The organism is Streptomyces longispororuber, assembly GCF_014656095.1.
Classification (GTDB): Bacteria; Actinomycetota; Actinomycetes; order Streptomycetales; family Streptomycetaceae; genus Streptomyces; species Streptomyces longispororuber.
Genome location: NZ_BNBT01000014.1, coordinates 42,148 through 58,134, shown reverse-complemented (window position 1 = coordinate 58,134; position 15,987 = coordinate 42,148). Strand labels below are relative to the sequence as shown.

The 15,987-nt window shown below is 72.4% G+C and carries 9 protein-coding genes; 5 read left to right on the top strand and 4 right to left on the bottom strand.

The features are described 5' to 3' along the window. The first annotated feature begins 71 nt into the window (after positions 1–71). Both IE330_RS07505 and IE330_RS07500 read left to right on the top strand, forming a co-directional pair. Complete coding sequence (locus IE330_RS07505; protein ID WP_190135073.1) at positions 72–812, top strand: MBL fold metallo-hydrolase; 741 nt, start codon at positions 72–74, stop codon at positions 810–812. A gap of 149 nt (positions 813–961) precedes the next feature. Further along, the gene (locus IE330_RS07500; protein ID WP_190135072.1) at positions 962–1,801 is read left to right on the top strand and encodes a DUF3097 domain-containing protein; all 840 of its coding nucleotides are present in this window, start codon (positions 962–964) and stop codon (positions 1,799–1,801) included. A 108-nt stretch (positions 1,802–1,909) separates the two neighbouring features. Here IE330_RS07500 and hemW read toward each other — a convergent pair whose 3' ends face one another. Both hemW and IE330_RS07490 read right to left on the bottom strand, forming a co-directional pair. Further along, positions 1,910–3,136 carry a radical SAM family heme chaperone HemW gene (gene hemW / locus IE330_RS07495; RefSeq protein ID WP_190135071.1) on the bottom strand — a complete coding sequence of 409 codons (1,227 nt, stop codon included), beginning with the start codon at positions 3,134–3,136 and terminating at the stop codon, positions 1,910–1,912. A gap of 87 nt (positions 3,137–3,223) precedes the next feature. Beyond that, positions 3,224–5,155 (bottom strand): ATP-binding SpoIIE family protein phosphatase, encoded by a 1,932-nt coding sequence (locus tag IE330_RS07490; RefSeq protein WP_229925458.1) that lies wholly within the window; start codon positions 5,153–5,155, stop codon positions 3,224–3,226. 441 nt (positions 5,156–5,596) lie between these two features. Here IE330_RS07490 and IE330_RS07485 point away from each other — a divergent pair, with 441 nt between their 5' ends. Further along, positions 5,597–9,856 (top strand): HAMP domain-containing hybrid sensor histidine kinase/response regulator, encoded by a 4,260-nt coding sequence (locus IE330_RS07485; RefSeq protein ID WP_229925457.1) that lies wholly within the window; start codon positions 5,597–5,599, stop codon positions 9,854–9,856. A 12-nt stretch (positions 9,857–9,868) separates the two neighbouring features. Next, positions 9,869–10,453, top strand: coding sequence for a response regulator (locus tag IE330_RS07480; RefSeq protein ID WP_190135070.1), 585 nt, complete (start codon positions 9,869–9,871; stop codon positions 10,451–10,453). Positions 10,454–10,596: 143 nt separating this feature from the next. Here IE330_RS07480 and IE330_RS07475 read toward each other — a convergent pair whose 3' ends face one another. Together IE330_RS07475 and lepA are read right to left on the bottom strand one after the other, a co-directional pair. Next, complete coding sequence (locus IE330_RS07475; protein ID WP_190135069.1) at positions 10,597–12,486, bottom strand: AMP-dependent synthetase/ligase; 1,890 nt, start codon at positions 12,484–12,486, stop codon at positions 10,597–10,599. A 582-nt stretch (positions 12,487–13,068) separates the two neighbouring features. Next, the gene (gene lepA / locus IE330_RS07470) at positions 13,069–14,931 is read right to left on the bottom strand and encodes a translation elongation factor 4 (protein WP_190135068.1); all 1,863 of its coding nucleotides are present in this window, start codon (positions 14,929–14,931) and stop codon (positions 13,069–13,071) included. 201 nt (positions 14,932–15,132) lie between these two features. Between lepA and rpsT the strand changes: the two genes are divergently transcribed. Next, positions 15,133–15,399 (top strand): 30S ribosomal protein S20, encoded by a 267-nt coding sequence (gene rpsT, locus IE330_RS07465; protein ID WP_190135067.1) that lies wholly within the window; start codon positions 15,133–15,135, stop codon positions 15,397–15,399. Positions 15,400–15,987: the final 588 nt, after the last annotated feature.

The window sequence follows — 15,987 nt, the reverse complement described above, 5'->3', positions numbered from 1 at the left end:
CCCTGTCGTCATGCCCACGTGTGGCCGGGGTACCGGCTGCCTCGCTCCCCGGGCGGCGCTAGCGTCGCCGTATGAACGCACCTGTCACCCCGGCGCCCGACTGGCGCGCGGCGGGCTGGGAGCGGCTCGCCCCCCGCGTGGGACGGCGGCGGCTGCCCGTCTGGGACTGCACCGCGGGACTGGTCGCCGGCGACGGCGCCGCCCTGATGATCGAGGCCGGGTCGAGCCTGCGGGAGGGCGCGGAGCTGCGCGGCGAGGCCCGGCAACTGCTCGGCGGCCGTCGCGTGACGCATCTCGCGCTGACGCACCCGCACTTCGACCACGTCCTGGGGGCGGCGGCGTTCGCGGGGGTCGAGGTGTTCGGCGCGGCCGGCGTCGACGCGGTCCTCGACCGGGGCCGCGACGAGCTGCGCGCGGACGCCGTCGCGCACGGCCTGGACGGGCGCGCCGCCGCCGTGGCCGCCGACCTGCTGGTCCGCCCCCGCCACCTGGTGAGCGGCGAGCGGACGCTGGACCTCGGCGGCGTCCAGGTGCTGCTCGCGAACGTCGGCCCCGGGCACACCGGCCACGACCTCGCGGTCCTGGTGCCCGGCGAGCCCGACGTCGTCTTCTGCGGCGACCTCGTCGAGGAGTCCGGCGAGCCGCAGGCCGGGCCCGACGCGGTGCCGGGGCGGTGGCCCGCCGCCCTCGACCGGCTGCTGGCCCTGGGCGGCGAGGACGCGCTGTACGTGCCCGGGCACGGGGCGGTGGTGGACGCGGCGTTCGTCCGCGCCCAGCGGCAGGAGCTGGCACGGCGCTTCGGCACGGCCTGACCCCCTGCCCCGCCCCGGCGGCCCCCGATTCCGCCCGGGCCCTCGCCCCCGGGTTCCCGACCCCGGACCCTCGCCCCGTAGTCCTGCCCGCCGGGACACCCCGCGCCGTGGAGTGACGGGACGTCATCCGATGTCCTACCGTCTGTCGGATGCGCAGCTACAACCCGGATCTCACGCCCCCGTGGAAGAAGTCGGCCCCCGTTCCGGAGGTTCCCGCCGAGGTCGATCTGGTGGTGGAGGAGGTGGGGACCGGGTTCTGCGGGGCAGTGATCCGCTGCGAGAAGACCGCCGAGGGGCCGACGGTGACCCTGGAGGACCGCTTCGGCAAGCACCGTGTCTTCCCGATGGTGCCGCGCGGCTTCCTCCTGGAGGGCAAGGTCGTCACCCTCGTCCGCCCGACGGCCGCGGCGCCCCGGCGCCCCGCGCGCACCGCGTCCGGCTCGATCGCGGTGCCGGGCGCGCGGGCGCGGGTGGCGCGCGCCGGGCGCATCTACGTGGAGGGGCGCCACGACGCGGAGCTCGTGGAGAAGGTGTGGGGCGACGACCTGCGCATCGAGGGCGTCGTCGTCGAGTACCTGGAGGGCGTCGACGACCTGCCCGCGATCGTCGCGGAGTTCTCCCCCGGCCCGGACGCCCGCCTCGGGGTCCTGGTCGACCACCTGGTGCCCGGCTCGAAGGAGTCCCGCATCGCGGCGGAGGTGTCCAGTCCGCACGCGCTGGTGGTCGGCCACCCCTACATCGACATCTGGGAGGCGGTGAAGCCGTCGTCCCTGGGCATCGCGTCCTGGCCCCGCGTCCCACGCGGCCAGGACTGGAAGACCGGGGTGTGCCGCGCCCTCGGCTGGCCGGAGAACACGGGCGCCGCCTGGCAGCGGATCCTGGGCTCGGTGCGCAGCTACAAGGACCTGGAGCCGGAGCTCCTGGGCCGAGTGGAGGAACTGATCGATTTCGTGACGGCCGGTGGGCATATCAGCCCGTCCGGCGTTTGAGGACGAGGCGCGAAGCGCCGAAAAGCGGGGGAAAGGGGCGCAGCCCCAGCCGGGACAAGGGGTCCGGGGCGGCAGCCCCGGGAAGGGCGGGCGGGTGGGAGAACCCCCTCAGTCGACCAGGTCCCGCACCACCGCGTCCGCCAGCAACCGCCCCCGCAGGGTCAGCACCGCCCGCCCCTCCTCGTACGGCCCGGGGTCGAGCAGCCCGTCCGCCAGGGCGCGGCGCGACGCCGCCAGGCCCTGCTCCTTCAGCAGGCCCAGCGGGCACCCGTCCCGCAGCCGCAGCTCCAGGAGGATCCGCTCGACGCGCCGGTCCTCGTCCGCCAGGACCTCCCGCCCGGCCCCGGGCGAACGCCCCTCCGCGAGCGCGGCGGCGTACGCGCCGGGGTGCTTCACGTTCCACCAGCGCACGCCCCCGACGTGGCTGTGCGCGCCGGGGCCCGCGCCCCACCAGTCGGCGCCCCTCCAGTACAGCTCGTTGTGCAGGCAGCGGCCGGCCTCGGAAGCGGCCCAGTTGGACACCTCGTACCACTGGAACCCGGCGGCCGAGAGGGTCTCCTCGGCGATCAGGTACCGGTCGGCGTGCTCGTCGTCGTCCGTCATGGGGACCTCGCCGCGCCGGATGCGGCGGGCGAGCTGCGTGCCCTCCTCGACGATCAGGGCGTACGCCGACACGTGGTCGGGCCCGGCGCCGACGGCCGCGTCGAGGGAGGCCCGCCAGTCGTCGTCGCTCTCGCCGGGGGTGCCGTAGATCAGGTCGAGGTTCACGTGGTCGAAGCCCGCCGCGCGCGCCTCGGCGACGCAGGCCTCGGGCCTGCCGGGGGTGTGCGTGCGGTCGAGGACCTTCAGGACGTGCTGCCGGGCGCTCTGCATGCCGAAGGAGATCCGGTTGAAGCCGCCCTCGCGCAGCGTGCTCAGGTACGCCGGGTCCACGGACTCCGGGTTCGCCTCCGTGGTGATCTCCGCGTCGTCGGCGAGGCCGAACTCGTCCCTGATCACCGCGAGCATCCGCACCAGGTCGTCGGCGGCCAGCAGCGTGGGCGTGCCGCCGCCGACGAAGACGGTCCGGACCCGGCGCGGGTCGTCGCCGAGGACCTTGCGGGCCAGGCGGACCTCTTCGGCGAGGGTGTCGGCGTAGTTGTCGCGGGAGGCGAGGACGCCGCCGGTGCCGCGCAGCTCGGTGGCGGTGTAGGTGTTGAAGTCGCAGTAGCCGCAGCGGGTGGCGCAGTACGGCACGTGCAGGTAGAAGCCGAGCGGCGCCGTCCCCGCGAGGGCGGCCGGGGGGAGCGCCCCGTCCTGGGGCACGGGTTCCCCGTCGGGGAGAGCGGAAGGCATGCGTTCCATTATGCGGCCGCGCCGCGTTTCCCCCGTTCCGCCCCGTTCCCCTGCGCGGACGGGGCGCGATGCCCGCCCGGCGGCGGCTCAGCGGGCCTGGAGGACCAGCACGGCCAGGTCGTCGTCGGGCGGCCGGCTGGAGAACTCGTGGACGAGGCGGCGGATGCGCTCCGCGACCAGGGCGGCGTCCAGGCCCGCGCACCCCGCCAGGGCCGCGGCGAGGCCGTCGCCGTCGTCGAAGAGGCGCCCGCCCGCGCGGCGCTCGGTCACGCCGTCCGTGACGCACAGCAGCGTGTCGCCGGGGCGCAGGTCGAAGGTCTGGCTGACGTACGTCTCGTCGTCGACGACGCCGAGGAGCATCTGCGGCTCGGCCGCGGGCCGCACCTGGCCCTCGGCGTCCAGGAGCAGCGGCAGCGGGTGCCCGGCGCTCGCCACGGTGCAGTGCACCCCGTCCTCGTGGGGGATGAGCTCGCCGTACAGGAGGGACAGGAAGCGCGCGGTGGTGCCCTCGGGCGGCACGCCCTGGCCGCCCGCGACGGCCATGACGGCCGCCGCCGCGTCCGCAGCCTCGGTGGCGTCGTCGAGCAGGAGCTGGTTCAGGCGGTCGAGGACCTCGGCGACCTCGTAGCCCTCGCGGGCGAGCAGCCGCAGCCAGGGCCGGGCGAGGCCGATGACGACGGCGGCCTCGGGGCCCTTGCCCTGGACGTCGCCGAGGGCGAAGCACCAGCGGCCGCGCCCCGCCTGGAACACGTCGTAGAAGTCGCCGCCCGGGCCGCCCTGCTCGCGCGGCTCGTACACGATGCCGCTCTGCACGCCGGGGATCTCCGCGACGGCGCTCGGCAGCAGGCCGCGCTGGAGGACGCGGCTGATGGTGGCCTGGCGCTGGTAGCGACGGGCGGCGCCGATGGCGAGGGCGACGCGGCGGCAGAAGTCCTCGACGAGGCCGGTGACCTCGTCGGCGAAGCGGGCGAGGCCGGCCCGCCCTATCACCAGCGTGCCGAGCTGCCGGCCGCCCGCCAGCAGGCGGTAGGCGACGGCCGCGCCGCCGGTCGTGCCGCCGACGGCCTCGCCGGGCCAGGGCACCGGGACCGCGCCGGGGCCCGCCGGGTCGGCGAGGCGCGGCGGCTCCTTCTCCAGGACCCGGCGCAGTTCCTCTATCCGCTGCTCGCTGGTGTGCCACACGCGCGCGAGGCGCGTGCCCGGCGCGCGGTCGCCCGCCGCGCGCCCGGCGGACTCCGCCTCGTCGTCGAGCCACACCGCGCACCAGTCGGCGAGCCGCGGCACGAGGAGCTGTCCGGCGAGGGCGGCGACCAGGTTCTCGTCGAACTGCCCGGCGAGCAGGTCCGAGGCCTCGGCGAGGAACGTCAGCGCGCCCCGGTTGACCCACTCCGCGTCGTGCGGGACCCGCCTGGGGACCGGGGCGAGGATCTCCGCGGCGCGCAGGCTGCGCTGGATCGCCCGGTCGCCGGTGTGCGGCTCGGCCTCGGGCAGTCCGGCGAGGATCTGCTCGCCGTCCACGGGCAGCCGCGCCCAGACCGTCTTGGTGCCCGAGCGGTACGTGATGCCCCAGGACTCGGCGAGGGTGGCGACGAGGTGCAGGCCGCGGCCGTACTCGGGAATGTCCGGCTTCGGGGCGCGCGGGGTGCTGCGGACGGCGCGCGCCGGGTGGTGGTCGGAGACCTCGACGACCACGACGTCGACGGCGTCCTCGGTCGCCGCCGCCCCGTCCAGGCGGCACAGGATCTCCACGGACGTGCCCGCGTGCACCACCGCGTTCGTCACCAGTTCGCTGACCACCAGGACCGCGTCGTTCGCGAGCCGGTCCCCGATCCCGGCGGCGGCGGGCGCCGCGAGCTCCGCCCAGTCGGCGAGCGCCGCGCGCACGAAGCGGCGCGCGGCGGAGGGCGCAAGCGGGTTTCCGGGCAGAGAGGTGCGTACCACCGGCGACTGCCCGGGGCGCGCCCCGGGCTCGGCGGAGGCGCGGAACGTGGTCTCCCGTTGCATCGGAATGGCCCCCACGGTGCGGCTCCTGAGCAGTTCGGACGAATACGCCTCAGGCGACACGGACAGAGTGACAGACTGACTGGGCCCATAAGCGCCGAGTTACCGAAGTGGGCCATCATGAGTGAGAACAGTGCTACGCCCGGGGCCGGACACGGTCAGATTCCGGCATCGGCCGAAACGCGGGATTCCGCCCGGGCCTCGGCGCCCGCCTCCGAGGAAGCCCCCGGTCCCCTTCCGCGCCCTGCATCCACCGGCGCGTCGGGCGCGCCCAGGTCGCGGCGTGGCCGGATTCCGTCCCAGCCCGCCCTCGGCACCCCGCCGCCGTCCGCGGCACCCCCGTCCCCCGGTCCGCGTACGCCGGGTGGGTCCGGCCCGGCTCCCGGCGGCCGGGCGGCCGAGGCGGCGGGCCGGGAGGACGGGGCCGGGTCGGCCGAGCTGCGGACGCTGCTCGCGGCCATGCGGGCCGCGCGGGACGGGAACTTCACGAAGGCGCCGCTGATCGGTTCGGGCCTGACGGCCGAGCTCATCGGCGTCTTCAACGAGCTGGTCGACCGCTCCACCCACTTCGACTCCGAACTCCACCGCGTCCGCCGCGAGATGGTGCGCCACGGGCGGCTCGACGAGCGGTTCACGGCGAGCCCGGGCCAGGGGAGCTGGGCGACCCGGGTGTTCGAGGTGAACTCGCTCCTGGACTCCCTGGTCGCGCCCGCCACGAACGCCACCCGGGTGCTGAACGCGGTGGCGGGCGGCGACCTCACCCAGCGCGTCGACCTGCACGACGGGTCCCGGGAGCTGCGCGGCGACCTGCGGCGCCTCGGCCGCGCCGTGAACACCATGGTCGACCAGCTCTCCCTGTTCACGGGCGAGGTCACGCGGGTGGCCCGGGAGGTCGGCACCGAGGGCCGGCTCGGCGGCCGGGCCAAGGTCCGGGGCCTGTCGGGGAGCTGGCGGGACGTGACGGAGGCCGTGAACACGATGGCCTCGCGCCTGACCGCGCAGGTCCGCGACATCGCCCTGGTCACGACGGCCGTGGCGCAGGGCGACCTGACCCGCACGGTCACCGTCGAGGCCACCGGTGAGCTGCTCGAACTGAAGCTCACCGTGAACACCATGGTCGAGCAGTTGTCCGCGTTCGCCGCCGAGGTCACCCGGGTGGCCCGCGAGGTGGGCACGGAGGGCCGGCTCGGCGGGCGGGCCCAGGCGCGCGGGGTGTCCGGGGTGTGGAAGGACCTCACGGACAACGTCAACTTCATGGCGTCCAACCTCACCTCCCAGGTGCGCAACATCGCCCAGGTGACCACCGCCGTCGCCAACGGCGACCTGAGCCAGAAGATCACCGTGGACGCGCGCGGCGAGATCCTGGAGCTCAAGGACACCGTCAACACGATGGTGGACCAGCTCTCCGCCTTCGCCGACGAGGTCACCCGCGTGGCCCGCGAGGTCGGCACCGAGGGCAACCTCGGCGGCCGGGCCCACGTACGCGGCGTCAGCGGCGTGTGGAAGGACCTCACCGACAACGTCAACTTCATGGCGGACAACCTCACCTCCCAGGTGCGCAACATCGCGCTGGTGTCGACGGCCGTCGCCCAGGGGGACCTGTCGAAGAAGATCACCGTCGAGGCGAAGGGCGAGATCCTGGAGCTGAAGTCGACGATCAACACGATGGTCGACCAGCTCTCCGCCTTCGCCGACGAGGTCACCCGCGTCGCCCGCGAGGTCGGCACCGAGGGCAACCTCGGCGGCCAGGCGCAGGTGCGCGGCGTGTCCGGCGTCTGGAAGGAGCTGACGGACAACGTCAACTTCATGGCGTCGAACCTCACCTCCCAGGTGCGCAACATCGCCCAGGTGACCACGGCCGTCGCCAACGGCGACCTGTCCAAGATGATCACCGTGACGGCGCGCGGCGAGATCCTGGAGCTCAAGGACACCGTCAACACGATGGTGGAGCAGCTCCGCGCCTTCGCCGACGAGGTCACCCGCGTGGCCCGCGAGGTCGGCACCGACGGCCGGCTCGGCGGGCGCGCCCAGGTCCTCGGCGTGTCCGGCGTGTGGAAGGACCTCACCGACAACGTCAACTACATGGCGGACAACCTCACCGGCCAGGTCCGCAACATCGCCCAGGTCGCGACGGCGGTGGCGCAGGGCGACCTGAGCAAGAAGATCGACGTGGACGCGCGCGGCGAGATCCTGGAGCTGAAGACCACCATCAACACCATGGTGGACACGCTGTCCTCGTTCTCCTCGGAGGTCACCCGCGTGGCCCGCGAGGTCGGCTCCGAGGGGCAGCTCGGCGGCCAGGCCCGCGTCGAGGGCGTGTACGGCACCTGGAAGCGCCTCACCACGAACGTGAACGAACTGGCGCTGAACCTGACCACCCAGGTCCGCGCCATCGCCGAGGTCGCCTCCGCCGTGGCGCAGGGCGACATGTCCCGGTCCATCACCGTCGAGACCCGCGGCGAGGTCGCCGAGCTGAAGGACAACATCAACCTGATGGTGTCCAACCTGCGCGAGACCACCCGCGCCAAGGACTGGCTGGAGTCCAACCTGGCCCGCCTCGCGGGCCTGATGCAGGGCCACCGGGACCTGATGGAGGTCGCCGACCTGATCCTGCGCGAGCTGACACCGTTGGTGAACGCCCAGTACGGCGCGTTCTTCCTGGCCAACCCGGACGCCGACGGCACCGCCCCGCTGCAGACCTCCCCCGCCAAGGGCCTCGCCTTCATCGCCGGGTACGGCTCCGCGCAGGGCTCGGGCACCGAGGAGGAGGGCTTCCTCGTCGACACCGGCGGGATGCCCGCGCACGGCCTGGTGCGCCAGGCGGCCCTGGAGAAGAAGCGCATCCTCCTCGACGAGGTGCCGCCCGACTACATCAAGATCCACTCGGGGCTCGGCGACGCGTCCCCGGCGAGCGTCGTCATCATCCCGATCCTCTTCGAGGACAAGCTGCTCGGCGTGATCGAGCTGGCCACGTTCTCCCGCTTCTCCGACGTCCACCTGGCGTTCTTCGACCAGTTCGTCAACACCATCGGCGTGGCCATCAACACGATCATCGCCAACTCCCGTACGGAGTCCCTGCTCAGCGAGTCCCAGCGGCTCGCCACGCAGCTCCAGGAGCGCTCGGACGAGCTCCAGCGCCAGCAGGCGGAGCTGCGCCGCTCCAACGCCGAGCTGGAGGAGAAGGCGGCGCTGCTCGCCACCTCCTCGCAGTACAAGTCGGAGTTCCTCGCGAACATGTCACACGAGCTGCGCACCCCGCTGAACTCGCTGCTGATCCTCGCCCGGCTGCTCTCCGACAACCCCGACGGCAACCTCTCCGACCAGGAGGTGCAGTTCGCCACCACCATCCACCGGTCCGGCTCCGACCTGCTCCAGTTGATCAACGACATCCTCGACCTGTCGAAGATCGAGGCGGGCCGCATGGACGTCCGCCCGAAGAAGCTGCCGCTGATCAAGGTCCTGGACTACGTGCACGCCACGTTCCGCCCGCTCACCCTCGACCGCGGCCTCGCCTTCGACGTGACGGTCGGCCAGGACGTGCCGCGCGAGATGTTCTCCGACGAGCAGCGCCTCCAGCAGATCCTGCGCAACCTGCTGTCGAACGCGGTCAAGTTCACCGCCAACGGCCGTGTCGAGCTGAGCGTCCAGCACGTCAAGCAGTCCACCGACCCGATGCTCAGCGACCGCGGCGACCTGATCAGCTTCACCGTCAAGGACACCGGCATCGGCATCCCGCCCGAGCAGCTCCCCGTGATCTTCGAGGCGTTCCAGCAGGTCGACGGCACCACCAACCGCAAGTACGGCGGCACCGGCCTCGGCCTGTCCATCAGCCGCGAGATCGCGGGCCTGCTCGGCGGCCGCATCACCGCCCAGTCCCGCCCCGGCGAGGGCTCGGTCTTCACGCTGTACGTGCCGGTGGTGCACCCCGGGCACGGCGCGGCGGCCGTGGCGTACGCGACCTCGCGCGCGCTCCCGGCGCCCGAGCCGCAGAGCCAGACGGCCCTGTCGGCCCAGGCGCTGCCCGAGCCGGAGGACAACTGGCCCGCGCCGACCAAGCTGGAGGCGTGGAAGGCCGGGCGCGCGGGCCGGATCCTGCCGGGCCGCCGCGTCCTCATCGTCGACGACGACATCCGCAACGTCTTCGCGCTCACCCACGTCCTGAGCCGCGTCGGATTGATCGTCCTGTACGCGGAGAACGGCCGCGAGGGCATCGAGACCCTGGAACGCAACGCCGACACCGACCTGATCCTGATGGACATCATGATGCCGGAGATGGACGGCTATGAGACCATCGCCGCCATCCGCCGCTCCCCTCGCTGGGCGGGGCTGCCGATCGTGGCCTTGACCGCCAAGGCCATGCCGGGTGACCGCGAGAAGGCCATCTCGCAGGGAGCCACCGACTACGTACCGAAACCGGTGGACGTGGACCAGTTGCTCACCGTCGTCTGCGCCCTCCTGGACCCCGAGGGCGAGCCGGCGGCACGGGACGCGTCCGCCCCCACGGAGACCGCCGGGCCCGGGCAGTCCGTCGACACCGTCAGCACCATCGGCACCGCTGACACCGTCAGCACCATCGGCACCGCCGACGCCGTCAGCACCGTCGACGCCGTCAGCAACGTCGGCACGGCACCCACGGAACCCACGGAACCCACGGAACCCCCAGAAAGGGAGCCGCGCGGCACTCATGGCGAGACCGCGGCTCCACCGACGACCGAATGAGGCATCGTCACCATGAGTACACAGGCCACCGTCAGTGAGCGCGCCAGCATCCTCCTCGTGGACGACATGGAGGACAACCTGGTCGCCCTGGAGGCCGTCCTGGGATCCCTCAACGAGCCGCTGGTCCGCGCCCGTTCCGGCGAGGAGGCGATGAAGGCGCTGCTGCGGCAGCGGTTCGCCGTGATCCTCCTCGACGTCCGTATGCCGGGCATGGACGGCTTCGAGACCGCGTCCAACATCAAGCGCCTCGACCAGACGAAGGACGTCCCGATCATCTTCCTGACGGGCACCGACAACGACGCGGGCTACGCCTTCCGGGGCTACGCCACCGGCGCCGCCGACTACCTCACCAAGCCCTTCGACCCCTGGGTGCTGCGCGCGAAGGTCACCGTCTTCCTGGAGCTGCACCGCAAGAACCAGCAGCTCGAACACATGCTGGTGCGCGAGCAGGAGCACTTCGAGGAGCTGTCCCAGCGCCTGTCCGCGATCGAGGGACGGCTCGCGGACACCGCCGTCGCGGACGTGGCGGACCTGCGGCGGCAGATCACGCACATGGAGGAACTGCTCGTGGAGATGCGGCGCGGCCGGGGCACGTGACTGCCCTGCCCGCCGAGGTTTTTACGGGCGTCGCACGCGGGGCTTCTCCAGCGCCCCGGCTCCCGGGGCTCCCGGGGCGCCCGGGGCCCGGTGGCGCGCGTCCGCCGGGCCCCGGGCGCGGGCGTGCGCGCCCCGCGCGTGGCTCAGGTCTCGCGCGTGCCCGCGTACATCTCCTCGATCAGTCCCTTGAACTCCCGCTCCACGACCGGGCGCTTGAGCTTGAGGCTGGGCGTCAGCTCGCCGTGCTCGACGTCGAGGTCGCGCGGGAGCAGCTTGAACTTCTTCACGGTCTGCCAGCGCTGAAGACCCTCGTTGAGCTGCTGCACGTAGCCGTCGACCAGGGCGACGGTGGCGGGGTCGGCGACGACCTCGGCGTAGCTCTTGCCCTCCAGGCCGTTCTCCTTCGCCCAGCCCATGACGGCCGCCTCGTCCAGGGCGATCAGGGCGGAGCAGAAGTTCCGGTCCGCGCCGAGCACCAGGACGTTGGAGACGTACGGGCACACGCCCTTGAACCGGCCCTCGATCTCCGTCGGCGCCACGTACTTGCCGCCGGACGTCTTGAACAGGTCCTTCTTGCGGTCGGTGATCCGCAGATAGCCGTCGGCGGACAGCTCGCCGATGTCCCCGGTGTGGAACCAGCCGTCGGGCTCCAGGACCTCGGCGGTCTTGTCGGGCAGGCCGTGGTAGCCCTCCATGATGCCGGGGCCGCGCAGCAGGATCTCGCCGTCGTCCGCGATCCGCACCTCGGTGCCGGGCAGCGGCTTGCCGACGGTGCCGGTGCGGTAGGCCTCACCGGGGTTGACGAAGGAGGCCGCGGAGGTCTCGGTGAGCCCGTAGCCCTCCAGGACGTGGATGCCCGCGCCCGCGAAGAAGTAGCCGATGTCCGGCGCGAGCGCCACCGAGCCGGACACCGCCGCCCGCAGCCGCCCGCCGAACGCCTCGCGCAGCTTCGCGTACACCAGCTTGTCGGCGACCTTGTGCTTGGCCCCGAGCCCGAACGGCACCGAGGCCACGCCGGTCCTGCGGAAGTTGTCCTGGCTGGTCCTGGCGTACTCGCGGGCGACCTCCGCCGCCCACAGGAAGATCTTGTACTTGGCTCCGCCGCCGGCCCGCGCCTTGGCCGCGACGCCGTTGTAGACCTTCTCGAAGATCCGCGGCACGGCCGCCATGTACGTGGGCTGCACGACCGGCAGGTTCTCGATGATCTTGTCCACGCGGCCGTCGACGGCGGTGACGTGGCCCAGTTCGATCTGGCCGCTGGTGAGCACCTTGCCGAAGACGTGCGCGAGCGGCAGCCACAGGTACTGCACGTCGTCGGCCGTGAGCAGCCCGGTCGCCGCGATGGCCTTGGCCATGTACGACCAGTTGTCGTGCGGCAGGCGCACCCCCTTGGGGCGGCCCGTCGTCCCCGACGTGTAGATGATCGTCGCGAGGTGGTCGGCCCTGATGGCCTTGATGCGCTGCTCGACCGCGTCCGGGTTCTTCTCCAGGTGGGCGGCGCCGCGCGCCTCCAGCTCGGCGAGCGTGAGCACCCAGCCCTCGGGGTCTCCGTCGGCGGGCCCGGCGCCCTCGGCGTCCAGGACGACGACGTGCTTCAGGTCGGGCAGGTTCTCCCGCTGCGCGCGTGCCTTGGCGAGCTGCTCGGCGTTCTCGGCGACCAGCACCCGGCTGCCCGAGTCGGCGAGGATGAACGCGGACTCCTCGGCGTTGGTCTGCGGGTAGACCGTCGTCGTGGCGGCGCCCGCGCACATGATGCCGAGGTCGGCGAGGATCCACTCGATCCGCGTGGACGAGGCGAGGGCGACCCGGTCCTCGGGCAGCAGCCCCAGGTCGATGAGGCCGGCCGCGACGGCGTGGATCCGCTTCGCGGCCTGGGCCCAGCTCAGCGACTTCCAGTCGTCCGGGCCCTCGCCGGAGGCCGCGGGGACGGGGTAGCGGTACGCCTCGGCGTCCGGTGTGGCCGCGACGCGCTCCAGCAGGAGGTGCGCCACCGAGGGCGGTCGGTTCTCGATCAAGGTCTGTGTGTCGCTCACGACATCCTCCGGGCCCGCTACGGTGCGTCCTACTGGCTGGCTGCGTGTGGCTGCTCTGCTCCGATGCCACTCGAGGCACGTTGTTTAACTTGCGAGTAACCTCCGAGCAGTGATCAGGGTAGAGCCCAGGCGCCCACCGCGTAAGGGGCTGCTGCCTGTCACTTTCCGCGGAAGGGGCCACGGGCGGCGGCCGGGGCCGCCGGGGGCGCGGGCCGGACCCGGCACTCCCCCGGCTGCGGGGAGCGCCTACCCGTACGGGCCGGAAACACCTGGCCGCGCGGGTCCCGGGCCGTCCCCGGGAGTCGTCTCGGGGCCGGTCCAGGGCGGCGCGGGCGGCCCGGTGGCGCCCGTCCGGACACGCGAGAAGCGCCCGTCCGGGCAATGGACGGGCGCTTTTCGTGGAGCGGAGGGACACCGGCGGAGGACTCCGGCGGAGGGACCCGGCCGAGGAGCTCCGGCGGGGCCCCGGCCGGAGGAGCCCCGGCGGAGGCCCGGCCCAGGAGCTCCTACGGAGGCCGGCAGGCCGGGGCCGGTAAACCGGCAGACGGCAGACCGGGAGACCGGCAGACGGCAGACCGGCGGTTACTTCTTCTTGGGGCCCTCGTCGCTGGAGAGCACCGCGATGAAGGCCTCCTGCGGGACCTCCACGGAGCCGACCATCTTCATCCGCTTCTTGCCTTCCTTCTGCTTCTCCAGCAGCTTGCGCTTCCGCGAGATGTCACCGCCGTAGCACTTGGCGAGGACGTCCTTGCGGATGGCGCGGATGGTCTCGCGGGCGATGACCCGCGAACCGATGGCCGCCTGCACCGGCACCTCGAACGCCTGCCGCGGGATCAGCTCCCTCAGCTTGGCGACGAGCCGCACGCCGTACGCGTACGCCTGGTCCTTGTGCGTGATCGCGGAGAACGCGTCGACCTTGTCGCCGTGCAGCAGGATGTCGACCTTGACCAGGGAGCTGCTCTGCTCGCCGGTGGGCTCGTAGTCCAGCGAGGCGTAGCCGCGGGTCTTGGACTTGAGCTGGTCGAAGAAGTCGAAGACGATCTCCGCGAGCGGCAGCGTGTAGCGGATCTCGACGCGGTCCTCGGAGAGGTAGTCCATGCCGAGCAGCGTGCCGCGCCGGTTCTGGCACAGCTCCATGATCGAGCCGATGAACTCGGAGGGCGCGAGGATGGTCGCCCGCACCACCGGCTCGTACACCTCGTCGATCTTCCCCTCGGGGAACTCGCTCGGGTTGGTGACCGTGTGCTCCGTGCCGTCCTCCATGACGACGCGGTAGACCACGTTCGGCGCGGTGGCGATGAGGTCGAGGCCGAACTCGCGCTCCAGGCGCTCGCGGATCACGTCCAGGTGCAGCAGGCCGAGGAAGCCCACGCGGAAGCCGAAGCCGAGCGCGGCGGAGGTCTCCGGCTCGTACACCAGCGCGGCGTCGTTGAGCTGGAGCTTGTCGAGGGCGTCGCGCAGCTCGGGGTAGTCCGAGCCGTCCAGCGGATACAGACCGGAGAAGACCATCGGCTTCGGGTCCTTGTAGCCGCCGAGCGGCTCCTGGGCGCCCTTGCTGAGGGAGGTGATCGTGTCACCCACCTTGGACTGGCGGACGTCCTTCACACCGGTGATCAGGTAGCCGACCTCGCCGACGCCGAGGCCGTCGGCGGCGAGCATCTCGGGCGAGTTCGTCCCGATCTCCAGGAGCTCGTGCGTCGCGCCGGTCGACATCATCCGGATGCGCTCACGCTTGTTGAGCTGGCCGTCGACGACACGGACGTACGTCACCACGCCGCGGTACGAGTCGTAGACCGAGTCGAAGATCATCGCGCGGGCGGGGGCGTCCGCGACGCCGACGGGCGCCGGGACCTCGGCCACGACCTTGTCGAGCAGCGCCTCGACGCCGAGACCGGTCTTCGCGGAGACCTTCAGGACGTCCTCGGGCTCGCAGCCGATGAGGTTCGCCAGCTCCTCGGAGAACTTCTCCGGCTGGGCGGCCGGCAGGTCGATCTTGTTGAGCACCGGGACGATCTTGAGGTCGTTCTCCATCGCCAGGTACAGGTTGGCGAGGGTCTGCGCCTCGATGCCCTGGGCGGCGTCGACGAGCAGGACCGTCCCCTCGCAGGCGGCGAGCGAGCGCGAGACCTCGTACGTGAAGTCCACGTGGCCCGGGGTGTCGATCATGTTGAGGATGTGGGTCCTGCCCTGGTCGGGCCCCTCGCTGGGGGCCCAGGGCAGACGCACCGCCTGGGACTTGATCGTGATGCCGCGCTCACGCTCGATGTCCATGCGGTCGAGGTACTGGGCGCGCATCTGGCGCTGCTCGACCACGCCGGTCAGTTGGAGCATGCGGTCGGCGAGCGTGGACTTGCCGTGGTCGATGTGCGCGATGATGCAGAAATTGCGGATCAGAGCCGGGTCGGTGCGGCTCGGCTCGGGCACATTCTTAGGGGTCGCGGGCACGCAGGGTCCTGTCTCTTGAGGCGCCTTATGCCTCGGGTCGGATCGATACGTAGCCTCCATCGTCCCACGGGCGGGCCGCGCACATCGGTTTGGGCCGCCAGGAGGGCGACTGGTATCGTGGGCGGCTGTGTCTCGTAGCCCTCTCAGCGCGAGGCGCATGTCAGAGAAACCAGCGGTACCTGAACCTGAAAAGGCTCTTTCGTGGCGAACATCAAGTCCCAGATCAAGCGGAACAAGACCAACGAGAAGGCTCGGCTGCGCAACAAGGCGGTCAAGTCCTCGCTGAAGACGTCGATCCGCAAGACCCGCGAGGCCATTGCCGCGGGTGACGTCGAGAAGGCCACCGCCGCGCTGCGCGAGTCCACGCGCAAGCTGGACAAGGCCGTCTCCAAGGGCGTCATCCACAAGAACCAGGCCGCCAACAAGAAGTCGGCGCTTGCTTCGAAGGTCGCGTCCCTCCAGGGCTGACTCATGATGTAACCGCCGGAAGGACCCAGAGCGGGCCCTCTCTCATCCGCTCCCGACCGGCCCCCGAGCTCGTACGCGGCCTGCGTTCGCCACGCGGGTACGGGCTCACACCCAGCGTGACCGAAACCCCGTTCCCCGCCCTTCCCCGGGCGGGAGCGGGGTTTCCGGCGTTGAGGGCCCTGGCTCCGCGGGGCGGGTGGCAGCCGGGGCGGGGCGCCGGGGCGGGCCAGGTCGGCCTGGGGCTGTGGTGCTAGGCGGGGCCGTTCCCGCCTGCCTCCTGGGGGAACTGCCTGCGGCCGGGTCGGGGGGCTGGGGGCGGAGCCCCCAGTTTCGGGAAGGGGCGGGCTTGGGGAAGAAGAACCCCGCCGCGACGGCGAGCAACCACGACGAGGCGGCCCGGCGGTGCCGAACTCTCCCCGGAGGGGCGCCCACGGAAGCGCCACGGAACGGAAACGGCCCGGCAGCGGCCAGGGGACGGCGGCACCCTCGACAGGACAACCCGGCAGAACACCGGAACGGCCAGGTCAAGTGGCGCACTGGGGCAGGACAGCCGACGCGGCTGGGGCAGGCCAGCTAGCGCGGCGCGGC

What these genes read in the sequence shown, in the direction of transcription:
- IE330_RS07505 (WP_190135073.1), top strand. Translation starts at nt 72, where the DNA reads ATGAACGCACCTGTCACCCCGGCGCCCGACTGGCGCGCGGCGGGCTGG.
- IE330_RS07500 (WP_190135072.1), top strand. Translation starts at nt 962, where the DNA reads ATGCGCAGCTACAACCCGGATCTCACGCCCCCGTGGAAGAAGTCGGCC.
- hemW (WP_190135071.1), bottom strand. Translation starts at nt 3,136, where the DNA reads ATGCCTTCCGCTCTCCCCGACGGGGAACCCGTGCCCCAGGACGGGGCG.
- IE330_RS07485 (WP_229925457.1), top strand. Translation starts at nt 5,597, where the DNA reads ATGCGGGCCGCGCGGGACGGGAACTTCACGAAGGCGCCGCTGATCGGT.
- IE330_RS07480 (WP_190135070.1), top strand. Translation starts at nt 9,869, where the DNA reads ATGAGTACACAGGCCACCGTCAGTGAGCGCGCCAGCATCCTCCTCGTG.